We start from the raw sequence: 17,038 nt of genomic DNA on the forward strand, positions 1-17,038 counted from the left end.
TGCGTGCGAGGGAGTCAGTCCTTGGGCTGCTGGGGCTTGCCCGCGGAGATCTCCTTCTTGGCGGAGCCGTTGCCGGGGGTGAGGTCGCCCTCGCCGGTCTTGGCGGCCCGCTCCAGCGCCGCGGTCTCCTCGGCGGGGTCCGGGCGGAGCATGCTGCCCGGAACCGGCTTGCCCGCGAAGCCGAGCTTGTTCATCTTCTTCGGCACGGACGCGCCCTGGTACTCCAGCGGGAGCGGGTGGCCGTGCTCGTCCACCGGGCCGAGCGGCTGGTGGATCTCGATGAACTCACCGTGCGGCAGGCGCTTGATGATGCCGGTCTCCACGCCGTGCTCCAGCACCGCGCGGTCGGAGCGCTGCAGCCCGATGCAGATGCGGTAGGTGGCGTAGTAGGCGATCGGCGGCGCCAGCAGCGTCAGGATGCGGCCGGCCCAGGTCATCACGTTCAGCGAGATGTTGAAGTTGTCCGCGATGAGGTCGTTGAACCCGGACAGTGCCATCACCATGAAGAACGTCAGCGCCATCATGCCCAGCGAGGTGCGTACCGGGGTGTCGCGCGGGCGCTGCAACAGGTGGTGCGGGGCCTTGTCCTTGGTGAGCTTGGCCTCGATCCACGGGTAGGCGCCCGCGAGGGTGAACACGATGCCCATGCCCAGCACCAGCGGGAAGAAGATCGCCGGGAGCATGAAGTCCCCGAGGTAGACCTCCCACGCGGGCCACAACCGGCTCATACCGTCGGTCCAGGCCATGTACCAGTCGGGCTGCGAGCCCGCGGAGACCTGCGCGGCGTTGTACGGCCCGAAGTTCCAGATGGAGTTGATCTGGAACAGACCCGCCATCATCACGATCACACCGGCGGTGACGGCGAAGAAGCCACCCGCCTTGGCCGCGAACAGCGGCATGATGCGCACGCCGACCACGTTGTTCTCGGTGCGCCCGACTCCCGGGAACTGGGTGTGCTTCTGGTACCAGACCAGCGCGAGGTGCGCGGCCACCAGGCCGAGGATGATGCCGGGCAGCAGCAGGATGTGGATGGTGTAGAGGCGCGGGATGATCTCGGTGCCGGGGAACTCGCCGCCGAAGAGCGCCCAGTGGATCCACGTGCCGATGACCGGGATCGAGAGCACGATGCCGGAGCCGATCCGCAGGCCGGTGCCGGAGAGCAGGTCGTCGGGCAGCGAGTAGCCGGTGAAGCCCTCGAACATGCCCAGCACGAAGAGCAGGATGCCGATGACCCAGTTGACCTCGCGCGGCTTGCGGAACGCGCCGGTGAAGAACACCCGGAGCATGTGCGCGACGATCGCGGCCATGAACAGCAGCGCCGCCCAGTGGTGCACCTGACGGGCGAACAGGCCGCCCCGGACCTCGAAGGAGATGTCCAGCGCGCTCTCGAACGCCCGGGACATCCAGATGCCCTGGAGGTTGGTGAACGAGCCCGCGTACTGGACCTCCTCCATGGAGGGGTCGAAGAACAGCGCGAGGTACACGCCCGACAGCAACAGGATGATGAAGCTGTAGAGCGCGATCTCACCGAGCATGAACGACCAGTGGGTCGGGAAGACCTTGCTGATCTGGCGGCGCAGGCCAGCGGCGGGGTGGTACCGGTCGTCGGCCCACTTCGCAGCCCCGCCGACCGCCTTGCTGGCGGCGCTTGCCGACTTGGTCGGCGTGGTGATGGAACTCATGACTTACGCTCCCAGTAACCGGGGCCGATCGGCTCGATGAAGTCGCCGCGCGCGATCAGGTAGCCGGTCTCGGGGTCAACCGTGATCGGCAGCTGCGGCAGCGACCGGGTGGCCGGGCCGAAGATCGGCTTGGCGTAGTTGAAGACGTCGAACTGCGACTGGTGGCACGGGCAGAGCAGTCGGCCGGTCTGCTGCTCGAACAGCGAGGTCGGGCAGCCCAGGTGGGTGCAGATCTTCGAGTAGGCGTAGAGATCGCCGTAGTTGAAGTCCTCCTGGCCCTTGCGCTTGCCGACCTTCTGGCCGGGGCGCAGGCGGATCAGCATGACCGGGCTGTCGGAGCGGCGCACACCCTTGATCAGCGCGTGCTCGTCGCCGCGCTCGGACTCCTTGAACGGGAAGACCGTCTCGAAGCCACCGGCGTCCAGGTCCTCCGGCCGCACCAGCACGACCTTGTGCGGGTCGCCGACGTCGCGGCGCAGGAAGACCTTCTCGCCGTTGTCGGAGGCCCAGCCGGTGACCAGCAGGTCGGACTTGTCGCCCTTGGCCCACGGGTTCTTCACCAGGCCGCCGAGCGCGAACACGCCGACGCCGAGGCCGAAGACACCGGCCGCCGCGCCCGCGCTGCGGGTGATCAGCTTGCGCCGGGCGAGGCCGCTGGTGGCGCCCGCGTCGGCCAGGATCGCCGCGGTGGTCCGCTTGTCGAACTCCGGGGAGCCCTCGGCGTGCCGCTGCTGCACCGCGGTCTCGTCCGGGAGCAGCTTCTTCGCGTAGGCGATGACGCCGATGCCGAGCGCGAACACGCTCAGGCCCAGGGTCACGCCCAGCATCGGGGTGTAGAGGTCGTACCAGAAGCTGCCGTGGGTGTCCGGCGTCCGGTACTCGCTGGGCCAGGCCACGTACACGACGATGAAGGCCAGGCCGGACAGCGCCGCGAGCGCGAACCAGGCGGACACGCCGCGGATCGCGCGCTTCTCGGCGCGGGTCCCGGGAACCGGGAACCGCTCGACCCGCTTGGCGATGACCACGTGGTCGGCCTCGAGGCCGGCGGCGACGAGCTCCTCCTGGCTCATCTCAGCGAGTTCGGCCTCGCTGTAACTGCGCTGCTGCTCGCTCATGCCCTGCTTCCCATCCACACGGTCACGCCGACCAGCGCGGCGAGCCCGATGATCCAGGCGATCAGACCCTCCGTGCCGGGGCCGAAGCCGCCGAGGGGGTTGCCGCCGGGGTTGTTGTTGCCGTCCGTCACCGACTTGACGTAGGCGATGATGTCCTTCTTCTCGTCCGGCGAGAGCTGCCGGTCGGAGAACTTCGGCATGTTCTGCGGGCCGGTGAGCATGGCCGTGTAGACCTGCTCCTCGGTCACGCCGTCCAGGTGCGGGGCGAACTTGCCGGAGGACAGCGCGCCGCCACGACCGGTGAAGTTGTGGCAGGAGGCGCAGTTGAGCCGGAACAGCTCACCGCCGCGCGCCGGGTTGTCGCCGCGCAGCTGCGCGCCGCTCTCGCGCGGCTTCTCCGGACCACCCGCGGTGAACTGGATGAACGCGCCGAGCGCGTCGATCTCCTCCGGGGTGTACTTCACGGGCTTGCGCGCGGCCTGGGCCTCCTGGCGCACCATCGGCATGCGGCCGGAGGAGACCTGGAAGTACACGGCCGCTTCCCCGACGCCGATCAGGCTCGGGCCCCGGTCCTCGACACCCTGCAGGTTCGCGCCGTGGCAGGTGATGCAGGCGTTGTTGTAGATCTGCTCGCCCTGGCGGACCACTGCGGGATCGGCCGCAGCCTGCGCCTTGTGCGGCTGGGTCACCGCGCCCGCGTAGAGCGCGCCCGCTCCGACGAGAGCGACACCCAGCGCCAGCAGACCGGAGAGCCGACGCCGCAGCTTGGTGCGCGGCCTGCGGTTCCGTTCTGCGCCACGTCCTCCCGCTTCCGCGGAGGCGGCGTCTTTCCTGGTGGTCATGTCTGCGGCAACCCTTGCTGTCGAGTTCGGGGCTCGTTGCGTGCGTACCGGGCGTCGCCGCCCGGGGGGTGGGCACGCACGTCAGGGAATGAGGTAGATGCAGGCGAAGAGGCCGACCCAGACGATGTCGACGAAGTGCCAGTAGTAGGACACGACGATCGCGGCCGTCGCCTGTGCCGGGGTGAACTTGCTCAGCTTCGTGCGCCAGATCAGGAACACGAAGGCGATCAAGCCGCCGATCACGTGCAGGCCGTGGAAGCCGGTGGTCAGGTAGAACACCGTGCCGTAGGCCGTGCTGGCGATGGTGGTGCCGTGCTCGACGAGCTCGACGTACTCACCGACCTGGCCGCCGACGAAGATCGCGCCCATGACCAGGGTGATCGTGTACCAGAGCCGCAGCCCGAACACGTCGCCCTGCTCCGCCTTGAAGACGCCCCACTGACACGTGAAGGACGACGCCACCAGGATCACGGTGAAGAACAGGGCGTAGGGCAGGTTCAGATGGGTGGGCGCGGGTGGCCACGCGCCCTCGTTCTGGGCCTTCACCGTGAAGAACATGGCGAAGAGGCCGGCGAAGAACATGAGTTCGCTGGAGAGCCAGACGATGGTGCCCACGCTGACCATGTTGGGACGGTTCAGCGAGTGCACCCGTTGGCCGATTGAGGGCGCAGCCGTTGTCACGCGACGCATTATGTCTTGCAGGGATGGCGCACGCTGGCCCGGGTCCGCACCCCGCGCGCGAGGGTCCGCGACGGGCACCGTGCGTGGTGCTCCGGTGCACTCCGGGTGAGCACCGGAGCGCCCTTCCCCGGGCACGACCGCCGAGGTGTCGGGGGAGAGCTATAGCATCGTGGCTCGTCGGGATCGCAGTCTTTGGGATCGCGTCTTGGGATCGCACTGTCGGGAGGACATCCACCGATGAGCACGCAGGCCATGACCGTTCTGGTGTTCAGCCACCGCGCAGAGGTGCGCGAGGCCATCATCACCGCTGTGGGCCGCAGGCCGGCCCCCGACCTGGGGCGCGTGCGCTACATCGAGGCCGAGACCGTCGCCGACGTGCTCTCCGAGATGGACTCCGGCGCCGTCGACCTGGCGATCCTGGACGGCGAGGCGCAGCCGACCGGTGGCATGGGCCTGTCCCGCCAGGTCAAGAACGAGATCGACCCCTGCCCCCCGGTGATCGTCGCGGTGCGCCGCAAGGACGACCGCTGGCTCGCCACCTGGTCGCAGGCGGACGCGGTGCTGGTGCACCCCCTGGACCCGCTGGCGTCGGCGGAGACCGTGGCCGAGGTGCTGCGCTCCCACCGGCTCCCCGCGGTGCGCGGCTGAGGCGCTCGGCGATGGCCGGCACCGACCGCACGTGGCCCGCGCTGCTGGGCAAGCTCGTCGACGGGCAGGACTGCTCCGCGCAGGAGACCCGCTGGGCCATGGACCAGGTGATGTCCGGCAACGCCACGATCGCCCAGGTGACCGCGCTCGCGGTGACGCTGCGCGCGAAGGGCGAGACCGCCGACGAGGTGGCGGGCATGGCCGCGGCCATGCTCGACCACGCGCGGAAGGTGCGGGTGGACGTCCGCGCCGTCGACATCGTCGGTACCGGCGGTGACCGCTCCGGCACGGTCAACATCTCCACGATGGCCTCGCTGGTCACGGCCGCCGCCGGGGTTCCGGTGGTCAAGCACGGCAACCGCGCCGCGTCCTCGCAGTGCGGCACCGCCGACGTGCTGGAGGCGCTCGGCGTCGCCATCGACCTGCCTCCCGCGGGCGTGGAGCGCACGGTCGCCGAACTGGGCATCGGTTTCTGCTTCGCCCCGGTCTTCCACCCCGCGATGCGCTACACCGCGCAGGCGCGGCGGGAGATCGGCATCCCCACCGTGTTCAACCTGCTCGGGCCGCTGAGCAACCCCGCGCAGCCGTCTGCGGGCCTGATCGGCTGCGCCGACCCGAGGATCGCGCCGCTGATGGCCGAGGTCTTCGCCGAGCGCGGGCACAGCGTGCTCGTGGTGCGCGGCGACGACGGGCTCGACGAGCTGACCACGACCACGACCAGCTCGGTCTGGGTGGTCGGCGACGGCGAGGTCCGCCAGGAGACACTCGACCCCGCCGACCTCGGCGTGCCGCCGTGCGAGCCCGCTGACCTGCTCGGCGGTGACGCGTCGGTGAACGCGCTCGCCGTGCGCAAGCTGCTCGACGGCGAACGCGGTGCCGTGCGCGATGCCGTGCTGCTCAACGCCGCCGGGGCCGTGGCCGCCCACACCGGCACCTCCGGCGACCTCGTCGCCGACCTGCGCGCCGGGATGTCCCGGGTCGCCGAGGCCGTGGACTCCGGCGCCGCCGCGCGCCTGCTGGAGACCTGGGCGCGGCGCTCCACGGCAGTGCGCGCCGAACTCCTCCGCTGACTTTCCCCAGGACTTCTCCAAGGAGCTCAACGTGATCAACGCCATCGTGCTGATCCAGGCCGAGGCAGGCGCCATCCCGGAGATCGCCCAGGAGATCGCCGAGATCGACGGCGTCACCGAGGTCTACTCCTGCGCGGGCGACGTCGACCTGATCGCCCTGGTCAAGGTGCCCTCGCACGAGGACCTCGCCGACCTGGTGCCCAGCCGCATCGGCAAGGTCGAGGGCGTGCTCAACACCGACACCCACATCGCCTTCCGCTCCTACTCCAAGCGGGACACCGAGGCCGCCTTCAGCATCGGCCTCGACGACTGACGCCCACCCGCACTCCGCGCTCCACCAATGCCCCGTTCGCTGCGTTGAGTGCCCTGAATGACTCATTGAGGACGCTCAAGTACCTCAATGAGTCATTCAGGGCTTTGGTGGAGCACGCGAATGACTCGTTCAGCACGCGACGCGGAGCGCGGCGCCTGTCGTGACCGCGGCCGTCCCGCACGTTCTCCCAGAACGCCTTCCCCCGCACCCCAACGCCCCGTTTGGTGCGTTGAGCGCGCTGAACGGGTCGTTTAGTGCACTCAACTCCCTGAACGGGTCGTTTGGTGCGTCAGACGCACTGAACGGGTCGTTCGGGGCGGCCGGGGTTGTAACCAATGTGGCGTTGGTTACGTCTGGTTCACCGGCGTTCGGAGGGTGGGGTGTGGGCGACGCGTCCTGCTTCGGCGCGGGCGACCCACGGGCGCCAGGAAGCGGCGGCGCGCGCGGGCTCGGCCCACGGAACGTCGCAGTGGACCAAGCGCGTGCCGGGGCGGTCCAGCCAGCGGAGCACCACGGACACCTCGTCGGCTGAGGCGCCGCGCAGCGGACCGTCGTCGGGCAGCACGGTCTCGGCCGCCGCGACGATCTGGTCGACCACGGGCATCGGCCGCACTCCGCGCCGCGCGGACCCGGCGGACGCGAGCCGCCCGTGCCGGACCACGGCGAAGTCCCACCCGCCGGTGCCGTCGGGCCGCGCGGCCACCACCTCGGCGAGCGCGGCCAGGGTGGCGAGCCGCTGTCCCCGGTCCAACGCCCTGATCAAGCCGATCAGTCGGTCTCGCTCGGCGCTGGCCTTCTCGAAGCGCTCGGCCATCGCGTGCCGGTCGAGCTGTCCGGCGAGGATGTCCAGCGCCTCAACGGAATCCCCGGTGAACAACCGCCGCACCTCGTGCACGGCCGGGGCGTAGTCCTCGACGCTCTGCCGACCGGCGCACGGGGCCGCGCATCGCCCCAGGTCGGCGAGCGCGCACGGCACGCCCTTCGGGGAGCGAGCCGAAATCCGTTGTGTGCAGCGGCGAACGGGCAGCGCGTCCTGCAACGCCTCCACCGCCTCGGTGGCCGCGCCGTGCGAGCCGAAGGGGCCGAACGCGCCGGGCTTCGGCGTGGACACGATGGACAGGCGCGGGAAGGGCTCGTCGGTCAACGCCACCCACCAGCGCCGGTGCGGGTTGGTGGAGCGGCGGTTGTACCTCGGCCGGTGCGCCGCGAGCAGCCGCAACTCGCGCACCTCCGCCTCCAGCGAGTGCGAGCAGACGACGACGTCGACGCGCTCGGCGATGCCGACCATCTCGCGCACCCGACGCCGGTTCTCGCTCGCGGTGAAGTACTGCCGGACCCGCCGCCGGAGATCGCTCGCCGTGCCGACGTAGAGCACTTCCTCGCGCGGGCCCCGGAACAGGTAGACCCCTGGAGCGCTCGGCAGGTCCTTCGCCAGCTCGCGCTTCCTGCGCTGCGCGGGGGACACGTCCGGCAGGTAGCCGAGCAGCTCCTCCAGCGACTGCACGCCCAGCGAGCCGACCCGCTCCAGCAGCGCGTGCAGCACCTCCACGGTCGCGCGGGCGTCGTCGAGCGCTCGGTGCGTCGGAGTCGTCGCAGCACCGAACAGTTCGGCCAGCGCCGACAGGCGGCAGCTCGGCGCCTCCTCCCGGGACAGCACCCGCCGGGCGAGCTTCACGGTGCACAGCACGGTGCGCTTGGGCCACACGTGACCGTGACGTTCAGCCGCCGCACGCAGGAATCCCATGTCGAAGCCGGCGTTGTGCGCGACCAGCACGGCCGAGCCCGCGAACTCCAGGAACGCGGGCAGCACGCTGACCAGTCGCGGCGCCTCCATGACCATCGCCTGGGTGATGCCGGTCAGCGCGACGATGTTCGGCGGAATGCCGCGCTCCGGGTCGACCAGCGTGGCGAACTCGCCGATGACCTGACCGCCCCTGACCTTCACCGCGCCGATCTCGGTGATCGCGTCCTCGGCCGCGCTGCCGCCGGTGGTCTCCAGGTCCACGACGACGAAGGTGGTGTCGCGCAACGGGGTGCCCAGCTCGTCGAAGGAGAGCTGGGCACCCGAGGAGTCACCAGAGTCACCCGGCGCCGTGATCGTCATCGCCGGTGAAGCTAGAGCAGGGGTCTGACAACACGACGGCCGGGAAGCCAGCTGCGTCGGCGCGGCGGCAGGCCGTAGCCTGGGACGGTGTCAGCCCAAGAACAGCCCTCCGGCGGCGAACAGCCTGATCCGGACGACCGGCAGTCCACGATGGACGGTCAGCCGGAAGTCGCGGACCAGGCTGGCACCGAGGAGGTCCCGGACTGGAGCGGGATCCCCGATCCGATCCGCGCGCGCCTCGCCGAACTTGCGGCCGAGGCGCTCGGCACGCTGTCCAGGGTCGACATCCCGCAGACGCTGCGCGCCGTCGCGAAGTTCGCCCCCGCCAAGCGCGCACGCCTCGGCGCGGGCCCGCTGCTGGCCGCGCTCCGCGACAACCAGGCGTTCCGCACGGCGGTCGTGGAGTGGTGCCGCGAACACCGGCCCTCCGTGCTGGACCTGAACCCCGCCGACGCGGTGGCATCTGGTGCCGCCGCCGTGCTGGTCGAGGCCGACACCGCGCAGCTGTACATCGAGCTGGTCGCGCGCCGCACCGAGGACGCGCACCTGCGCGCCGACCGCGACGCGGCGATCACCAAGGCGGACAAGCTCGCCGCTGAGGCGGAGAAGCTGCACGCCGAGCTCGACATCGCCAAGGGCGCGGCGCACCAGGTCAGCACTGATCGCGAGGCGGAGCTGGAGAAGCTCCGCAAGCGACTGCGCGAACAGGGAGTCCGGCTCAAGCAGGCCCGGGACGAAGCAGCGGCAGCGGCGGAGGAACTCCAGCGCAGTCGCGCCGAGTTCGAGGCGGAGACGCAGACGTTGCGCGCCACGCGGGACCGTGAGCGCGAGCGTGCGGAACTGGAGCGCAACCGCGCCGCGCGGGCGAAGGAGGACGCGGAGATCGCGCGTCAGTCCGCGAGGGAAGCCCGCCAGGCCGACGAGGTCCGCCTGGAGCTTCTGGTGGACACGCTCGCCGGAGCGGTGACCGGACTGCGCAGGGAACTCGCGCTCGGTGGCAGTGGACCACGCCCGGCGGACATGGTGCGCGGCGCGACGACCGCGCACGGCACCGTGGGCCGCGTCGAGGACCCCGCCGCGCTGGACCGCCTGCTCGCGCTGCCGAGCGTCCACATGGTCGTGGACGGCTACAACGTCACCAAGACCGGCTACCCGGACCTCACGCTCTCCGGGCAGCGTGACCGGCTCAACCAGCAGCTCGCCGCGCTCGCCGCGCGCACCGGCGCTGAGGTCACCGTCGTGTTCGACGGAGCTGGAGTCGTTGCCGTGCCTCAAGCTCCGCCGCGCGGAGTGCGAGTCCTGTTCAGTGACCCCGGTGTGCTCGCCGACGACGTGATTCGCGCTCTGGTTACGGCTGAACCCGAAGGTAGACCGGTCGTGGTCGCCACGTCCGACCGTGCCGTGGCCGACTCCGTGCGGCGGCGCGGGGCGCATCCCGTTCCTTCTGCCGTGTTGATCGCGCGCCTCGGACGGGTGTGAGACGCAGCTCTCTTTAGACAAGTTCGCCGCGGAACCCTAAGCTTCCGTTCGAACATATGATCGAACGGAGGTCGACGGCGTGATCATCGATTGCGACGGGTGCCCACGGCGCGGCCCCGGCTGTCACGACTGCGTCCTCGCGGTCCTGATCGGCGTGCCGCCGGAGCTCGTCGAGGGGCCTGAACCGCAGGTGATGGCGCCGTCCGCGGTCGAGCTGCCGGTACTGCGGCTGATCCCGCTCGAACCCCTGCGGACCCGCGCGGCCGAGCGGTCGGCCGATGACGCCGAACGGGCAAGGCGTCAGGTGGGCTGATCAGCGCAACCGGTCACCAGGCGCAGCCGTCGCTACGCCGAACGATGCCTTGTGCGCGTTTTCACGACTTTCTCGTTGACGCCGGTGGACGCGAGGTCTCACGTTTCGTAACCTAGCCGAGATTTCGCGGCGGGCAGTCGTCCACACCGGGCGACTCCGCGTGATCACCGCCGAATCGGCCTGTCGGGGAGCCGAACCGGGGACCCAGTGAGTTGGGGTGAATCCGGCCTGCGGGCCGGTAGGGCAGCTTCCGGCCCGAACCCGTCAGCTAACTCGGTAGGCGGTCGGAGCACGAAGGAGCAATGCGTCGACGTGGCGTCGAACCGACTGAAGCGCACCATGCGCGGAGCACTAGCCGCCGGTGCTGTCGCAGTGGCCGTGAGCATGGTCCCGGTGGCCCCGGCTGTCGCCGACCCGGACACTCCGGCGAACGCCTCCGAGGCGCTCAAGCAGCTCAAGGCCCTCAGTGAGGAAGCCGAGAAGCTCACCGAGGAGCTGCACAAGGCCAACGACGACCTCAAGGCCAAGGAAGGCGAGGTCACCAAGGCCAACGAAGAGCTGACCAAGGCCAATGCTGCGGGTGAGCTCGCCAAGAAGCAGGAGGGCGAGCTGCGCGGTCGCGTCGACCAGCTGGCCAGCTCCAACTTCCAGGGCACCCGGGTCAACCACATCAGCGCCCTGCTGCTGAGCCGGTCCCCGAACGAGTTCCTCGACAAGCTCTCGATGGTCGATCTGATCACGAGCGAGAGCAAGGACTCGCTGGACAAGCTCAACGCGACGATCAACCAGGCCAAGACCGCCGCCCGCCTGGCCGACGAGGCCAAGGCGAAGGCCGCGGCCGCCGCCGCCGAGTCCGCCCGGATCAAGGGCGATCTGGAGAACCGCAAGAAGGAAGCGGCCCAGAAGCAGGAGAAGGCCAAGCAGGCGCTGGACCGCCTGAGCTCCGCCGAGAAGAAGAAGCTCCAGGACGCCGGTCTGGACATCGACCTGTCCAACCTGCCGGACGGTGGCATCGGCGCGGCGGCACTGAAGATCGCAGTGACCCAGAAGGGCAAGCCCTACGTGTGGGGTGCCGAGGGGCCGGACTCCTACGACTGCTCCGGCCTGACGTCTTGGGCGTTCGCGAAGGTCGGCGTCAAGTTGCCCCGTTCCAGCGCCGCGCAGGCCAGGGTCGGCGCGGCCGTCCCGATGAACAACCGGGACGCTTGGCGGCCGGGCGACCTGCTCTTCTTCGGCAACAGGGTCCACCACGTGGCCATCTACGCTGGCAACGGCATGCAGTTTCACGCGTCGACGACCGGTCAGCCGTTGAAGTTCGACAAGGTGCAGAGCGGGCTCTCCGGCGTTCGCCGGATGGGCTGATCCACAGCTTGTGAGCAACACCTCGAGGCCGGTCCCCCTAGTGGGCTACCGGCCTCGACGTGTGTGTGGCCCTACGATTCGAGGGTGAGCTGGCAGGGCCGCTATCGGAACTGGTTGGCCGCGGCGGTCGCCGCCGTCCTCCTCGCAGGGCTGGCGGTGGTGTCCCTGCCCGCGGCCGATCCCGTCGTGCCCGCCGAGCAGGCCGCGCCCTCGCTGGACCCCAACGCCCGCCCAGCCCCGCCGGAGCCCGCAGTCGAGCCCTCGGTGGAACTGGGGCGCAGCCGGATCTCCTCGGTCACCGACCTGCTCCGGCGGCGGGCCGACGCGGTGCAGAGCCGCGACCTCGCCGCGTTCATGGGCACCCTGGACCCGCTCGCCGACCCGAAGTTCCTCGCGACGCAGCAGGCGGTCTTCGCCAATCTGCGCGGAGTCCCGCTGCGCGAGTGGCGCTACCGGATCGACTCCACCGACTCGCTCACCGAGCTGGACTCCCTCTTCGGTGAGCGCCCGCCCGATGAGCTGTGGGCGCCGCGCGTCGAGCTGAGCTACGCCTTCGACGGCGTCGACCGCGCCGCGACCAGCCGCCCCATGGGTTACCTCTTCGCCAGGCGCGGCAACGACTGGTACCTCACTTCCGACACCGCGCTGGCCGATCGCGGGCGCAAGACGTGGCGCGGCCCGTGGGACTTCGGGAACTGCCGGGTCGACAAGACCGAGTTCGGGATCGTCCTCAGCCACGGCGGCAACCAGGCGCTCGCCAACCGCGTCGCTGGTGAACTCGACGCGGCGATCCGCGCGGTTTCCGAGGTGTGGGGCCAGCAGTGGACCCAACGCGTCGCGGTGATGCTGCCCGAGACCACCGCCGAGCTCCAGGCCATGGTCGGCACCGAGTTCGCCGTTGACGCCATCGCCGCCGTCGCCGTCGCCGATCGTGTCGACCACGACAGCGACATCGTCGAAGGCGCTCGCGTGGTCTTCAATCCGCGAACCGCATCCCGCCTGTCCGCCAGTTCGCTGCGCGTGGTCCTGCGTCACGAGATCACCCACATCGCCGCCCGCTCCGACACCGTCGACGGCGCTCCCATGTGGCTTTTGGAAGGCTTCGCTGACTACGTCGGGTATCGCGACAGCGGCATCTCCCCGCGCGAGGCCGCTCCCGACCTCGCCAAGCAGCTGCGCATCTCCGGCCCGCCGCTCGCCCTGCCCTCCGACGCTGACTTCCGCGCGGGCGGCAGCCGCCTCGACCTCGCCTACCAGACGGCGTGGACCACGATGCTCTTCCTGTCGCAGCAGTACGGCGAAGCCAAGGTCGTCGAGCTCTACCGCCGCCTCGCCGGGGTCGGCCGCGTCCCCGACGGCGTGGTCGACGGCGTCCTGCGCGACGTCCTCGACACCGACCGCGCCGAGATCATCCGAGGCTGGGGCCAGTTCCTCCGCAAGACCTTCGGCTGATCACCGGTTCTCCTCGATCAGCCGCGCCATGTCCTCGGCGTCCGGGATGCCGAGCTCCTCGAAGATCGCCCGAGCGGGCGCTCACTGAATGGCCGACGCGCCACCATCGCGCGCAGCTGCGGCACGAGGCGGTCGGCGGCGGCCACCTCCTCGGTGTCGAGCCGGGCGGCTTCCGTGAGCAGCGCGTCGGACGGCACGGTCGCGAGCGCCGGACCTCGCCACAGGTCTGAGGCCTCGCGCAGCAGCGCGGACTCGGCGACGGGATCGCCCGCCTGGCGGCTGAGCCGGACCAGCGAGCGGAACCGGAGCAGGTCGAGCTGGTCCTCCCGGACGACGGCGCGGTAGCCGTTGGGCAGCGTCTCGATCAGCTCGGCCGAGCCGAGGGCGTGCCGCAACCTGCTGACGTAGGTGTGCACGACGGCGCGCGCGGTCGCGGGCGGGTCGTTGTCCCACAAGCACTCGACGAGCCTGGCGACCGGAACGACCTGGTTCGCGTCGGCGAGCAAGCGCGCCAGCAGCACCCGGTGTTTCGTGGCAGCCACCCGCACGGGCTCACCTCCGCGGGTGATGTCGAACGGGCCCAGGATGCGGAACTCGATTCCCCCACTCACCTACCGAACGCTAGCGCGTACCGGCGCACCAGGGAGGTCAGTCGGAAGCGATCGGCGGCGGTGCGCTGGAGCAGGTTCGCGTCACAGAGCTGGTCCAGTGCGGGGGCAACCGGGGTTCGGACGAGGGCGGCGACCTGCTCAGCGCGGAAGTCGCTGAAGTGGGCATTTGCCAAGGTGTTCAGCACGTGGCGCGCATCAGGGGACAGTGCTTCATAAGACGGGGAGAACACTGCGGGCAGGTCGGCCGCCTCATCGCCGGGGACGCTCAGCGCGGACAGGTCGGCGCGAAGTCTGTCCACATAGGACTCATCGTCCGCGTTCGAGGCGGCGATGCGCAGCGCCAAGGGGAAACCGTCGCACAGCTCGATCAGCTCGCTCATCGCGGTGGAGCGCTCGCGGCGGCGCAGCACCGAATCCACCAACTCCTGGGAGGAGGCGGTGGAGAGCTGACCGAGCCGGACGCGGCACGCGGTCAGCCCGCGAAGCTCGTAGCGGCTCGTCACGATGACGGCGCAGCCGGGCGACATCGGCAGCACCGGCAGGACCTGGTCGATGCTGGTCGCGTTGTCCAGCACGATCAGCACGCGTCGTCCGGCGAGCAGACCGCGATACCTCGCCGAGTGCCACGCCTTCTCAGCGGGCATCTCCCCGGGCAGCATGCCGAGCGCGCGCAGGAACCGGGGGAGTGCGCGTTCTCGCGTGAGGTCGGCGTACAGCTGGCCATCGGGGAAAGCGGCCTTGACGCCGTGCGCGGCGTGGATCGCGAGCGCGGTCTTTCCGATGCCGGGCGGGCCGGTGACCAGCGCTGTCGAGCCAGCCAAGTCCGTGGTGAGCGTGGCCAGCTCCGACGCGCGCCCGACGAGATCACCGGAGGCCGAGGGGAGCTGGCACGCGGGCCACCAGGTCTCCGGGTCGGGAGCGGCCGGGGCGAGCAGCGAGGGCTCGGCGCGCAGAATCCCCCGGTACAGTCCGCGCAGTGCCGGGCCTGGTTCTCCGCCGAGCCGTTCGCGCAGGTCGTGGTAGGACGACACCGCTTCGGCCTGGTTGCTGTCGCGGTACAAGGAAATCATCAGCTGGCCGCGCAGCCGTTCGTCCAGAGGGCTCTCGTCGACCAGGTAGCGCAGCAGGGGCAGCACCTCGCCGTGCCGCCCGGACCTGATCATGAAGTCGACGACCTTCTCGTTGGCGGCGCTCCACTCGGCGTCGAGCCGCGCGACCTCGACGCGGTGCAGCTCCTCGGACTCCACATCGGACAGCGGGAGGCCGGTCCACTCGCCAAGAGCTTTGCGCAGCAAGGAGATCGAGGTCGCAAGATCGTTCTCCGCGGCGCTGTCGCGCACCAGCGCGCGGAACCGCGTCAGGTCGAGCCGCTGTGCCTCGACGTGGATGCGGTAGCCCTCGGGAACGGTCTCGATCAGCCCGGTGCGGCCGAGAGTGGCGCGCAGCCTGCTGACGTAGGTGTGCACCACCGCCCGCGCGTCCTCCGGCGGCGCGCCGTCCCAGATCCGGTCGATCAGCCGCCGCACCGGGACCACCGTGTTCGGCGAGACGAGCAGGCAGGCCAGCAGCACCCGGTGCTTGGTCGCGCGGATGGCCACCTCCTCGCCGCCACGCGTGACCGTGAGGCGTCCGAGGACGCGGAACTCCAGCTCCTCGATCATCGCGGCGGGGCCACGCGGAACTGACGCGCGCTGTGCAGAGCGGTCAGTCCTCGGAGGTCGTTCTCGCTGGTCACGAGCATCGCGCAGCCGGAGTCGCCCGGCAGAAGGGGCCGGACCTGGTCGGGGTCGGCCACGGAGTCCAGCATCACCAGAACGCGGCGCGTGGCGAGCAGGGAGCGGTAGAGCGCGGTGCGCTCCTCGGGCTCGGGCGGCACCTGCTCCTCGCGGACGCCGAGCGCGTGCAGGAAACCCACCAGGACGCTCGCGGTGTCGATGCCCTGGCGAAGCGTGGCGTGCAGCTGGCCGCCGGGGAAGGCTGGGCGAGCCTGGTGAGCGATCCGCGCGGCCAGCTGCGCCCGACCGCCGTCCGGGCTGCCGGTCAGCACCACGAGCGGCACGGTCGGCCGTTCCTCGGGGTTCACGAGCAGCTCGGTGATCTCCTCGACCAGCTCCGCCCGCCCGGGCAGCTCTCCGGGGTCGGCGGGCAGCTGCGACGGCACCACCGCGGAGGCGCGAGGAGGTTGGGGCGCAAGGGGAAAGTCGCCGTCTCGGATGCGGTCGCGCAGCGCGCGGATCTCGGCGCCGGTGTCGATGCCGAGCTCGTCGGCGAGCCGCCGGGACACCTCGTCGTAGGCGGCGAGCGCGGCCTGCTGCCGGTGCGCGCGGTAGAGGGCGATCATCAGCTGGCCCCAGAACCGTTCCCTGAGCGGGTGTTCGGCGGTCATGGAGTGCAGTTCGTCGAGCAGTTCCTCGTGCCCGCCGAGCTGGAGTTCGGCGTCGAAGCACTGCTCCATCGCCTGCAACCGCGCCTCGGAGTGGATCGGGATGTCCGGAATGCGCTCGCGCAGCGCGGCGCCACCGACGTCGTCGAGCAGCGGGCCGCGCCACAGCCCGACCGCCTCGCGCAGCGTCGCGGCCCGCTCCGTCGCCTCGCGCGAGGTGTGGGCGCGGGTCACGAGGATGTGGAACCGGTGCAGGTCCACGTTCTCGGCGGCGGTCTCCAGCACGTAGCCGTCCGGGCGTGTCTTGACCAAGCTCGCGCCGTGGTCACCGATGGATTGCCGCATCCGCATCACGTACGCCTGCACGGCGCCCTTGGCCCCGGCGGGCGGGACGTCCTCCCAGAGGCAGTCCACCAGCGTGGCCACCGGCACCACCACGTTGGCCCGCAACAGCAGCACGGCCAGCAGCGCGCGCTGCTTGGCCGGGCGCAGCGCCACCGGCTCCCCGTCCCGGGCGATCTCCATCGGTCCGAGGACCCGGAAGATCGTCTGCACGTTCGTCCTCCCCCACCACGACGGCCCGCAGCGATCCTAGGCCGCGTCGGTCCGGCGTCAGCGATACGACAGAACCGGCTGACAAGCTTCTGTTCGTGGGGGAGGGATGGCCCGCACAGGAGCCGGGGGGACTCGGTGCGGGCCATCCAATGACCCTCACCCCAGGATTTCCCTCACCGGGCTTTCCCAGGTCCCCCAGCCTGGACTGCCCGGTGAACCCGCCGCTTCGCGTCGACGGCCCGTGCGCGGGGAGGCGGTGATCCGGGGACGAGCACCGGTAGCCATGAACCGGTGCTGGACACCGCGGTCACGAGGGAGACGAGGGTGATCCGCGCCAGGGGGGAACCAGGCGCGGGTCACCCTCATTACTACTTTCGGCGGTACCTGAAGCATTTCGTTCGGGCATTTGCCAGTGTTAGCCTCCGCCG

15 protein-coding genes and 1 riboswitch are annotated in these 17,038 nt (G+C 70.5%); of the genes, 7 read left to right on the top strand and 8 right to left on the bottom strand.

The genetic code is table 11. The features are described from left to right. Positions 1 to 14: 14 nt before the first annotated feature. The 4 genes from qcrB to ctaE form a co-directional block, all read right to left on the bottom strand. Complete coding sequence (qcrB, locus tag ABD798_RS15190; RefSeq protein ID WP_344875115.1) at positions 15 to 1,682, bottom strand: cytochrome bc1 complex cytochrome b subunit; 1,668 nt, start codon at positions 1,680 to 1,682, stop codon at positions 15 to 17. Continuing rightward, positions 1,679 to 2,797 carry a cytochrome bc1 complex Rieske iron-sulfur subunit gene (qcrA, locus tag ABD798_RS15195; protein ID WP_344875117.1) on the bottom strand — a complete coding sequence of 373 codons (1,119 nt, stop codon included), beginning with the start codon at positions 2,795 to 2,797 and terminating at the stop codon, positions 1,679 to 1,681. The genes qcrB and qcrA overlap by 4 nt, the downstream gene beginning before the upstream one ends. Next, complete coding sequence (qcrC, locus tag ABD798_RS15200; RefSeq protein ID WP_344875119.1) at positions 2,794 to 3,639, bottom strand: cytochrome bc1 complex diheme cytochrome c subunit; 846 nt, start codon at positions 3,637 to 3,639, stop codon at positions 2,794 to 2,796. Before qcrC ends, qcrA begins: the two co-directional genes overlap by 4 nt. An 81-nt stretch (positions 3,640 to 3,720) precedes the next feature. Beyond that, entirely contained in the window at positions 3,721 to 4,329 is a 609-nt protein-coding gene (gene ctaE, locus ABD798_RS15205) for an aa3-type cytochrome oxidase subunit III (RefSeq protein ID WP_344875121.1), read from the bottom strand. 228 nt (positions 4,330 to 4,557) lie between these two features. On the opposite strand from ctaE, the gene ABD798_RS15210 reads away from it, so the two are divergent. The 3 genes from ABD798_RS15210 to ABD798_RS15220 are packed head-to-tail and all read left to right on the top strand — an operon-like array spanning position 4,558 to position 6,351. Continuing rightward, a complete protein-coding gene (locus ABD798_RS15210; RefSeq protein WP_344875123.1) occupies positions 4,558 to 4,968 on the top strand; it encodes a hypothetical protein in 411 nt (136 codons plus the stop codon). A gap of 11 nt (positions 4,969 to 4,979) precedes the next feature. After that, positions 4,980 to 6,038, top strand: a complete 1,059-nt coding sequence (gene trpD / locus ABD798_RS15215) for an anthranilate phosphoribosyltransferase (protein WP_344875125.1) — start codon at positions 4,980 to 4,982, stop codon at positions 6,036 to 6,038. Between the two features lie 31 nt (positions 6,039 to 6,069). Continuing rightward, a complete protein-coding gene (locus ABD798_RS15220) occupies positions 6,070 to 6,351 on the top strand; it encodes an Lrp/AsnC family transcriptional regulator (RefSeq protein ID WP_344875127.1) in 282 nt (93 codons plus the stop codon). Between the two features lie 358 nt (positions 6,352 to 6,709). Here ABD798_RS15220 and ABD798_RS15225 read toward each other — a convergent pair whose 3' ends face one another. Beyond that, complete coding sequence (locus ABD798_RS15225) at positions 6,710 to 8,455, bottom strand: DEDD exonuclease domain-containing protein (protein ID WP_344875129.1); 1,746 nt, start codon at positions 8,453 to 8,455, stop codon at positions 6,710 to 6,712. Between the two features lie 150 nt (positions 8,456 to 8,605). Between ABD798_RS15225 and ABD798_RS15230 the strand changes: the two genes are divergently transcribed. The 4 genes from ABD798_RS15230 (at position 8,606) to ABD798_RS15245 (ending at position 13,061) form a co-directional block, all read left to right on the top strand. After that, on the top strand, positions 8,606 to 9,934 hold the full coding sequence (locus ABD798_RS15230; protein WP_344875766.1) for an NYN domain-containing protein: 1,329 nt from the start codon (positions 8,606 to 8,608) through the stop codon (positions 9,932 to 9,934). A 79-nt stretch (positions 9,935 to 10,013) separates the two neighbouring features. Beyond that, positions 10,014 to 10,247 carry a hypothetical protein gene (locus ABD798_RS15235; RefSeq protein ID WP_344875131.1) on the top strand — a complete coding sequence of 78 codons (234 nt, stop codon included), beginning with the start codon at positions 10,014 to 10,016 and terminating at the stop codon, positions 10,245 to 10,247. Between the two features lie 158 nt (positions 10,248 to 10,405). After that, a riboswitch (cyclic di-AMP (ydaO/yuaA leader) is annotated at positions 10,406 to 10,546 on the top strand. A 13-nt stretch (positions 10,547 to 10,559) separates the two neighbouring features. Further along, positions 10,560 to 11,609: an NlpC/P60 family protein gene (locus tag ABD798_RS15240; protein WP_344875133.1), complete on the top strand. Its 1,050-nt coding sequence runs from the start codon at positions 10,560 to 10,562 to the stop codon at positions 11,607 to 11,609. 84 nt (positions 11,610 to 11,693) lie between these two features. Further along, complete coding sequence (locus ABD798_RS15245; RefSeq protein ID WP_344875135.1) at positions 11,694 to 13,061, top strand: basic secretory protein-like protein; 1,368 nt, start codon at positions 11,694 to 11,696, stop codon at positions 13,059 to 13,061. Positions 13,062 to 13,078: 17 nt separating this feature from the next. On the opposite strand, the gene ABD798_RS15250 is transcribed toward ABD798_RS15245, so the two are convergent. From ABD798_RS15250 to ABD798_RS15260, 3 genes are read right to left on the bottom strand one after another with little or no spacing between them, the layout of a single operon-like run. Next, a complete protein-coding gene (locus ABD798_RS15250) occupies positions 13,079 to 13,672 on the bottom strand; it encodes an AfsR/SARP family transcriptional regulator (RefSeq protein ID WP_344875137.1) in 594 nt (197 codons plus the stop codon). Beyond that, entirely contained in the window at positions 13,669 to 15,333 is a 1,665-nt protein-coding gene (locus tag ABD798_RS15255; protein WP_344875139.1) for an AfsR/SARP family transcriptional regulator, read from the bottom strand. Before ABD798_RS15255 ends, ABD798_RS15250 begins: the two co-directional genes overlap by 4 nt. Next, positions 15,330 to 16,610 (bottom strand): AfsR/SARP family transcriptional regulator, encoded by a 1,281-nt coding sequence (locus ABD798_RS15260; protein ID WP_344875141.1) that lies wholly within the window; start codon positions 16,608 to 16,610, stop codon positions 15,330 to 15,332. The genes ABD798_RS15255 and ABD798_RS15260 overlap by 4 nt, the downstream gene beginning before the upstream one ends. Between the last annotated feature and the right edge of the window lie 428 nt (positions 16,611 to 17,038).

Origin of the sequence: Allokutzneria multivorans (genome assembly GCF_039537405.1) — a bacterium.
Taxonomy (GTDB): Bacteria; Actinomycetota; Actinomycetes; order Mycobacteriales; family Pseudonocardiaceae; genus Allokutzneria; species Allokutzneria multivorans.